7 protein-coding genes and 1 pseudogene are annotated in these 7713 nt (G+C 43.0%); 4 read left to right on the top strand and 4 right to left on the bottom strand.

The window, feature by feature from the left end; translation table 11 throughout:
* Both R6U02_RS05015 and R6U02_RS05020 read right to left on the bottom strand, forming a co-directional pair.
* Positions 1–473: pseudogene (locus R6U02_RS05015) on the bottom strand (type I pullulanase); the annotation flags it as partial.
* Positions 474–816: 343 nt separating this feature from the next.
* Positions 817–1470: a metal-dependent transcriptional regulator gene (locus tag R6U02_RS05020; protein ID WP_410262541.1), complete on the bottom strand. Its 654-nt coding sequence runs from the start codon at positions 1468–1470 to the stop codon at positions 817–819.
* 166 nt (positions 1471–1636) lie between these two features.
* Between R6U02_RS05020 and R6U02_RS05025 the strand changes: the two genes are divergently transcribed.
* From R6U02_RS05025 to R6U02_RS05040, 4 genes are read left to right on the top strand one after another with little or no spacing between them, the layout of a single operon-like run.
* Positions 1637–2578, top strand: a complete 942-nt coding sequence (locus R6U02_RS05025; RefSeq protein ID WP_410262542.1) for a metal ABC transporter solute-binding protein, Zn/Mn family — start codon at positions 1637–1639, stop codon at positions 2576–2578.
* A gap of 24 nt (positions 2579–2602) precedes the next feature.
* Complete coding sequence (locus R6U02_RS05030) at positions 2603–3352, top strand: metal ABC transporter ATP-binding protein (RefSeq protein ID WP_410262543.1); 750 nt, start codon at positions 2603–2605, stop codon at positions 3350–3352.
* Between the two features lie 2 nt (positions 3353–3354).
* Positions 3355–4281, top strand: coding sequence for a metal ABC transporter permease (locus tag R6U02_RS05035; protein ID WP_410262544.1), 927 nt, complete (start codon positions 3355–3357; stop codon positions 4279–4281).
* Positions 4278–5186, top strand: coding sequence for a metal ABC transporter permease (locus tag R6U02_RS05040; protein ID WP_410262545.1), 909 nt, complete (start codon positions 4278–4280; stop codon positions 5184–5186). Before R6U02_RS05035 ends, R6U02_RS05040 begins: the two co-directional genes overlap by 4 nt.
* A gap of 49 nt (positions 5187–5235) precedes the next feature.
* Here R6U02_RS05040 and R6U02_RS05045 read toward each other — a convergent pair whose 3' ends face one another.
* Together R6U02_RS05045 and ppk1 are read right to left on the bottom strand one after the other, a co-directional pair.
* Positions 5236–6219, bottom strand: coding sequence for a LacI family DNA-binding transcriptional regulator (locus R6U02_RS05045; RefSeq protein ID WP_410262546.1), 984 nt, complete (start codon positions 6217–6219; stop codon positions 5236–5238).
* A 149-nt stretch (positions 6220–6368) separates the two neighbouring features.
* On the bottom strand, positions 6369–7713 hold a 1345-nt coding region (ppk1, locus tag R6U02_RS05050), incomplete at its 5' end, for a polyphosphate kinase 1 (protein ID WP_410262547.1).

The following is a 7713-nucleotide window of genomic DNA, read 5'->3' on the forward strand; positions in this document are numbered from 1 at the left end:
AAATCCTCCGTGTGCACTTCCCAAATGATCGCCTCGGTAATGGAGGACACACCTTTAAATGACTCGTTTGCCCAGTTGTCGGGATTCGTTTCCTCCAGATCGATGATCGCAGAGCGGTTGCCGTTTAAGCCGACTGCTTTTGAATAGATATCGGCAGATTCAACTTCATTTTCATCATGAATAAAACTATAGGTATAAAAGTAACCGTTCAAATCTTCATTGAACGTGAGTGTCCAGCAATTATTTACTAACAGCATTTCACGTTTATATAGAGGCGCAGTTGAATCAGCTTTTTCATAGATATTCAAATAAACCTGTTGAGCCAAAGGAGACCAAACTTTGAAAAGAGAGGTATCTTTTGTGTAGGTCAGCCCTAAATCGGTTTTAGTGTAAGCGTGGCCTTCTAAATAAGGGATACGTTCTTCGATAGGTTGGTGAGGGGTCATCGTTACATTCCTTTCTTTGATCTGCAACTACAGTATACCATGGTTGGATCGTTTCAAAAAAATCGAGATACCCGTGTTGCCTGCAGGGAAACGGACAGCTGTTTTTATTTAGTCTAAAGTATTCCGATGAGTTCTAGAAAGGTGATTCAGCCGAGACTGTATAAGACAATAGAGAGAGTTCCCCAACAAAATGAGGGTGACGACTTTCTTTATGGACATATCGGATAAACCAGCTAGATAACAGACAGCATCATCCAGAGCAAGCGGCGTAAAGACAACGGTTGTAAAGAGCCTTTCAGATATTCTTCCGTTTTTCAGTTCACCGTCAGACGTTTGAATACGCTGTTCACTTACTGATTCAAGATGCTTATCATGGAGTATAGTCGACAAAGATCTTCAGGGCAGCTTTATGACCGATAACGATTTGATTACCTTCGGGTGACTCTAGAGTCAAAGGGCCTTCAAAGGGTTCGATGTCGATCAAGCGATAGCTGTTTCCCAACTGAATATCTTTTTCGAGTAAATAATTCAAGAAATCTTCCTGGTCATCAACTTCTTTAATTTTGAATTGTTCACCTGTTTTGACATCGATAAGTGGATATTTAGACGTCTCAGGGATTGAACCGTCCTTGTTCGGTATCACTCCGCCATGTGGATCGAACTTAGGTTCACCTAAAAATGCATTTAGCCGTTCGATCAATAAGTCAGAAGAGGCGTGTTCAAGTAAATCGGCATCTGCATGCACCTCATTCCAATCATAGCCCAGTTTTTCAGCTAAAAACACTTCCCAAATACGATGTTTGCGAATAAGTTGATGGGCAATACGTGTGCCATAGGGAGTGAGTTTGACACCTTGATATGGGATATGACTGATCAGTTTTTCTCTTAATAACCGGGCGTTCATTTCAGTTACTGAAGCCGCAGATATTGATAAAGCATGAACCAGATCTTTATTGGAGACAACCGTTTCGTCTCCGCCTAGTTCATAAATGGCTTTAATAAAATTCTCTTTATTGGGTGTCATGGATGTCAGTCCTTTTCTATCTGTATAGTTAAGTTTTACCATAATCATTTAAAGGTTGTCAAAAAGATACGAAGATTAAATTGTTCGCTTGACTTAAAACTATTTTTAGGGTAGGCTAAAAATAATGAAATAACAACTCCGAGCAATCATAAAATGAGGGATAGATATGACAAAGTTAAAATGGTTAAGCATTGCCATAATGATAGTATTAATTAGTGGATGCAGCACAGACAGCGACACTAAGAGAAATGATAGCGAAAAAATATCGATTGTGACAACGACGTCTTTCTTGACCGATCTGGTTGAAACAATTGGTGGAGAGAATGTTTCTGTAACAGGTTTAATGGGACCGGGAGTGGATCCACATGATTATCAACCATCAACATCAGATATTGTTGCGATGGGAGAAGCCAATGTCGTTATTTATAATGGTCTGACCTTAGAAAAGCGGTTTGAAGAAGTCTTCGACCAGTTAGGTGAACGAGATGTTTTAACGGTCATTGCAGGTGATGCTTTAGATGAAGCGAGTGTACTCCTGGATCCGGAAGAAAGTGAGTCCCAAGCAGTGGATCCGCATATATGGTTCAGTGTTTCGAGATGGAAACAGGTAACAGAACACATTGCAGATGAATTGAGTGCTTATGATCCTGATAATGCAGAATACTATAGTAGAAATGCTGCAGACTATTCAGACGAATTAGATGAACTGGCAGAGTACGTCGAAACTAGAGTAGAGGAAGTGCCGGAATCATCACGTTATCTGGTGACTGCACATGATGCGTTCCAGTATTTCGGTAAAGAATATAACTTTGAAGTGATCGGACTACAGGGACTCAATACACGTACGGAAGCTGGGACGGGTGATATCAGTCAAATGGCTTCATTTATAGTAGAGAATGATATAAATGCAGTATTTGTAGAGAGTTCGGTATCACCGAGAAGTATCGAAGCATTGGTGGAAGCGACCAATAGTCGTGGGCATCGATTGAGAAATGCTGGGGAGTTGTATTCAGATGCCTTAGGAAGCAGCGAGGATGAGGCGGATACGTATATAACGATGTATCGGTCAAACGTGGATACCATAGTAGATGCTTTAATTGAAAATTAATCGTCAGAAAGAAGGCTTTAAAAAATGAAGGATGCAGCAATCAACATAGATAAACTGACTGTGGCGTACGATGCTCAGCCTGTTTTATGGAATATTTCACTCGCATTTCAAAAAGGAAAAATGACGGCTATAGTCGGGCCCAACGGTGCAGGAAAATCAACCATGATCAAAGCGATGCTCGGTTTGGTGTCTCCCGTTACGGGTTCGGTCACGTATCAAGATGAAAATCAGAAAGCCGTACCCTATAAAGGTTTGAAAAATCGGATTGCTTATGTTCCTCAAAACACGTCTGTAGATTGGGATTTTCCGACAACGGTACGAGACGTTGTCTTGATGGGAAGGTACGGTCATTTAGGCTGGTTTAAAAGACCTCGGAAAAAGGACAGGGAAATAGCTAAGCAAATGCTTCTGAAGGTAGGGCTTCCGACTTTCGCAACGCGTCAGATCAGCCAGCTTTCAGGCGGACAGCGCCAGCGCGTGTTCTTAGCCCGAGCGCTTGCACAAGAAGCTGACGTGTACATCATGGATGAACCGTTGGCCGGCGTCGACATGAAGACCGAACATATCATCATGAAGCTGCTGAAAAAATTAGTTTCAGAAGGTAAAACAGTTCTCGTTGTTCACCACGATCTGCAGACAGTTGAAACTTATTTTGATGAGATCGTTTTTATCAATCAGGAAGTTATCGCTTCGGGTTCAGTTGAACAGTCCTTTAACAAACAAAACATCGATCAGACATATCACCGCGATCGCAACGTAGGGGAAGGGGAATAATTATGCTGACTCAGGTTCTTTCTGTGTTTACTGATTACACCTTTCAACTTGTTGCTCTGGGAACGGGAATCATCGGACTGCTCAGTGGTGTGATCGGAACATACGCGACACTTCGAAAAGAAAGCTTGTTAGGTGATGCCTTAAGTCATGCGGCTTTACCGGGCATTGCTATAGCCTTCGTTATTATACAGCGTAAAGAATTACTCTTTCTCATACTGGGTGCAGCTGTTTCAGGAATAATTGCGACAGGTCTCATCCAATTGATGACGAGAAAAACGGTGGTCAAGCTGGACAGCGCCTTGTCTCTTGTTCTATCCAGCTTCTTTGGATTGGGCTTGGTGGTGTTAACGGCGATTCAAAATAATCCGAATGCCCAGCAGGCGGGGTTAGACAGTTTCATCTTCGGCCAGGCCAGCGCGATGTTGAGTAGAGATGTTCAATTGATAGCTGGGGTAGCACTCATTTTACTGCTACTGGTCGGATTATTTTGGAAAGAGTTCAAATGTTATACGTTTGATCCGATGTTTAGCCGTTCCTTAGGCTTTTCAAGTAAAATCATAGAATTTCTCTTGTCCATGATGATTGTTTTGACCATCATTATAGGTCTTGAATCTGTAGGGGTCATCTTGATCAGTGCGTTACTCATTGGTCCGTCGATCGCTGCCAGACAATGGACTCACCGTTTAAGCGGCGTCATGATTTTAGCCGGGGTGTTCGGTTTCTTGTCCGGGATCATAGGGACATTGATCAGCTCGTTGGGTGAACATATTCCGACGGGGCCGACGATTGTGGTCGTCGTCAGTCTTTTCGTTTTCATCAGTCTCCTCTTCGCACCGAAGCAGGGGTACATTGCTAAGCATATTTTAAAACAGAAGAAACAGAAACGTTTCATGGCACGCTTAACTGAGCTGGAAGGGGGTAAACAATGAGCATGATAAACGAAATTACATTGATCGCTGTTGTCGTCGCTGTCGCTTGTGCTTTGCCCGGCGTCTTCCTGGTGCTGAGAGGGGCAACGATGGTATCGGATGCCATTACTCATACTGTCTTGCTGGGGATCGTCCTGGCTTTCTTCATTACGCAGGATTTAAACTCGCCACTGCTGATGATCGGAGCGACGCTCGTTGGTTTGGCAACGGTTTGGCTGATAGAAACCATCCAGCGGTCTCGATTAGTTTCCAATGACGCAGCTATCGGTATTGTTTTTCCGCTGTTTTTCAGTATCGCGATCATCATGATCACCCTCTACGCAGGTGATGTCCACTTGGATGTAGACGCAGTATTAATGGGTGAGCTGGCTTTTGCTCCTTTTCGTAGACTCGATTTACTCGGTTACGATCTTGGTCCTCAGTCACTCTGGGTGATGTTGGTCATCTTGATCATCAATTCGTTCTTTATCTTCTTTTTCTATAAAGAACTGAAAGTCACGACGTTCGATCCGGCGTTTGCAGCTGCGATAGGCTTTTCACCCTTGATCATTCATTATGCTTTGATGACTTTGGTTTCACTTACAGCAGTGGGTGCATACGATTCGGTCGGATCGATATTGATCGTCGGGTTTATGGTGGGGCCGGCGCTGTCTGGTTACGTGCTTACCCATTCATTGAATAAAATGATTGTTATCACCGTGATCATGGCCGTTATCAACAGTGTGAGTGGCGTGAGGTTAGCTTTCTGGTTCGATACCACGATCGCCGGCATGATCGCTGTCGTGACTGGCCTGACGACGTTGCTCATTTTAATGTTCTCTCCCAAAAAGGGACTTTTCCAACATCAAATCAGCCAGAATAAAGCTCGTAGAAACCTGAATAGAGAAATTGAAAAAATGGCCTGACTAAAAACGACCCGTGTTTTGATTATCAATCAAAACGCGGGTCGTTTATTTATTTATCAGTGTTTTTTGTGGTCCCCCGCTTGATCAATTTGAAAGTCAGTGGGTCCAAGCTGTCCGAATCTTTTCCAAGTTGTTTTAAAAGCAATCGGCAGGCGTTGCTACCCTGTTCTTCAATGCCATAATCAACCGTTGTGATATCCATGACATCGCTTATAAATAAATTGTCAAAACCGATAACAGAGATATCTTCAGGTACTTGATAGCCTTTTTTCTCGAGTTTCGAAACAGCTAGGGCCGCGATATTATCGGAATGAGTGATGATAGCATCGGGTTTAACCGTTTGTTCTTCGATCCACTGGACAACACGGTCAACGTCAAAGTCTGAGAGGATGTGCAAAAAAGAATCAGACGCGTAAGGAGTAATGTTTTTTGAACAGCAGAAGTCATGGTAGGCTTGCGTTCGTCGGGTCGTGTTTAAGCCCGTCGCGGTTCCATACAAATTCAGGATCCTCCGGCAGCCCGTGTCCCAGGCATAGGACAGAGCTAATTGATTGCCTTCATAATGATCGATGAATACGGAAGGGATGGGATGGGTAGCCACATTATGTAAGGTTACGATCGGTCCGTCTTTTAGATAGCTTTCCAGCACGTCCCATTCATTGGCACGGTAAATAAGGAAGATCCCATCCAGTTCCTTGGCTTTCAAGAGGTCAAAGGCTTCGCGTTCTCGTTTTTTGTCGCCATTCGTAATAAATAAAGTAGTGGTGTACCCAGCAGAGTAGGCTGTTGAAATGAACGGATTTATTCGTGCTACCGCCGTATCATTGAATTGCGTGCTGATAATGCCGAAATTTTTAGTCTCGCCTGTGCGCAGCATCTGTGCATGCTTGTTCGGTCTGTAGTTAAGCTGTTTGATCGCAGCTTCTACCTTTTTCCGGGTCTCGGCACCAACGTATCCACTCGAATTTATGACGCGGGAAACGGTCGCGGATGAGACGGCGGCATGCTCTGCGATATCTTGAATCGTGGCCATTTTTTTGTCTCCTTCCTCTCTCAGTATACCAAATCATAGCGCCTCAGAAAAAAAAAAAGCAGATCTTTACTCGTTTTGCTCTCCTTCAATATCATCTCTTAAAGATAATATTGAAGGAGAGGAGTGAAAGATCTGCTTTTTTATTTAGGTTAAATACTAGGGGTAGTTTCCAATTCCATTAATTCTTTTTGAGCATGGACCGCTTTTCGATCACCAGGTGCTGTTTTTTCATAAATACCACTTGAATTCAGTGTCCAGGCTTTGACATTATCATAGAGATATATTTTCAGGATGGAAATAATATATTGTTTCCATTTGTCGTCTAAAACAGGAAAGGCAATTTCCACACGTTTAATCATGTTTCGAGTCATCATATCTGCGGAGGACAAGTATATGTTCTCTTCACCGTCGTGATTGAAATAATAGATGCGACTGTGTTCCAGAAAACGTCCAATAACACTTCGAACGGTTATGTTTTCACTCACGCCTGGAATGCCGGGGATCAAACAACAAATGCCACGAACGATCAATTCTATTTTTACGCCGGCCTGACTCGCTTCATAGAGCTTGAGCAGCATCTTTTTGTCAGTCAGTGAATTCATTTTGGCAATAATATGACCATTGCCGAATTGTCTGTGGAGACGGATTTCCTTTTCGATATTCTCGATAAAGGCATCGCGAATATCGAAAGGAGAAACATGGAGATAATGGTAGTGCGGTTGTTCACTATAGCCGCTCAAGTAGTTGAAGAAATCAAACACGTCCTGGGTGATTTCTTTATTGGTCGTAATGAGACTCATATCTGTGTAAACTTTTGCTGTTTGTTCATTATAGTTACCTGTTCCAAGATGGACATACCTTCTGAAACCATTTTTCTCTTTTTTTATCACGAGTGTTGCTTTACTGTGCGTTTTTAAGCCTTTCACGCCATACAAGATGTGAGCGCCGGCTTCTTCCAGTTTTCTGGCCCAGTGTACATTGTTCGCTTCATCAAATCGGGCTTTCAGTTCGACTAAAACGGTGACTTGGATGCCCTGCTTCGCCGCTTTTTCGAGCGATTGCACTAAAGGAGAGTCGTGACTGACTCGGTACAGCGTTTGTTTGATGGCAACCGTACGGTCATCATCCACAGCTTGTTCTATAAACTGAATAATCGGTTGAAACGAATCGAAGGGATGATGAAAGAACAGGTCTTGCCGATTAGCTAAGGTATAAATGGATCGTTTGGTGAAGAGTTCAGGATAAAAAGGTGTGTATTTCTTGAATGAAAGATCAATACCGGCCGCTTTAAGTATATCCACGGCCTCATTTAAACACGTCAAGTCAAGGGGACCATCAATGTAATAAACGTCGTGTTGGCTGATGGACAGAGCTTTTTTTAAATAAGTAATGTCTGTCTCGACCGAGTGACTCGTTTTGCGCGTATCGACTTCCAACCTGACAGCCATACCATTTTTTCTTTTTTGCAGGTAATCTTCGATGACTGAGAGCAAG

Source organism: Alkalibacterium sp. (assembly GCF_046484155.1).
In the GTDB taxonomy this organism is placed as follows: Bacteria; Bacillota; Bacilli; order Lactobacillales; family Carnobacteriaceae_A; genus Alkalibacterium.

Coding starts and splice junctions, on each gene's coding strand:
- R6U02_RS05025 (WP_410262542.1), top strand. CDS start 1,637: ATGACAAAGTTAAAATGGTTAAGCATTGCCATAATGATAGTATTAATT.
- R6U02_RS05020 (WP_410262541.1), bottom strand. CDS start 1,470: ATGACACCCAATAAAGAGAATTTTATTAAAGCCATTTATGAACTAGGC.
- R6U02_RS05030 (WP_410262543.1), top strand. CDS start 2,603: ATGAAGGATGCAGCAATCAACATAGATAAACTGACTGTGGCGTACGAT.
- R6U02_RS05035 (WP_410262544.1), top strand. CDS start 3,355: ATGCTGACTCAGGTTCTTTCTGTGTTTACTGATTACACCTTTCAACTT.
- R6U02_RS05040 (WP_410262545.1), top strand. CDS start 4,278: ATGAGCATGATAAACGAAATTACATTGATCGCTGTTGTCGTCGCTGTC.
- R6U02_RS05045 (WP_410262546.1), bottom strand. CDS start 6,219: ATGGCCACGATTCAAGATATCGCAGAGCATGCCGCCGTCTCATCCGCG.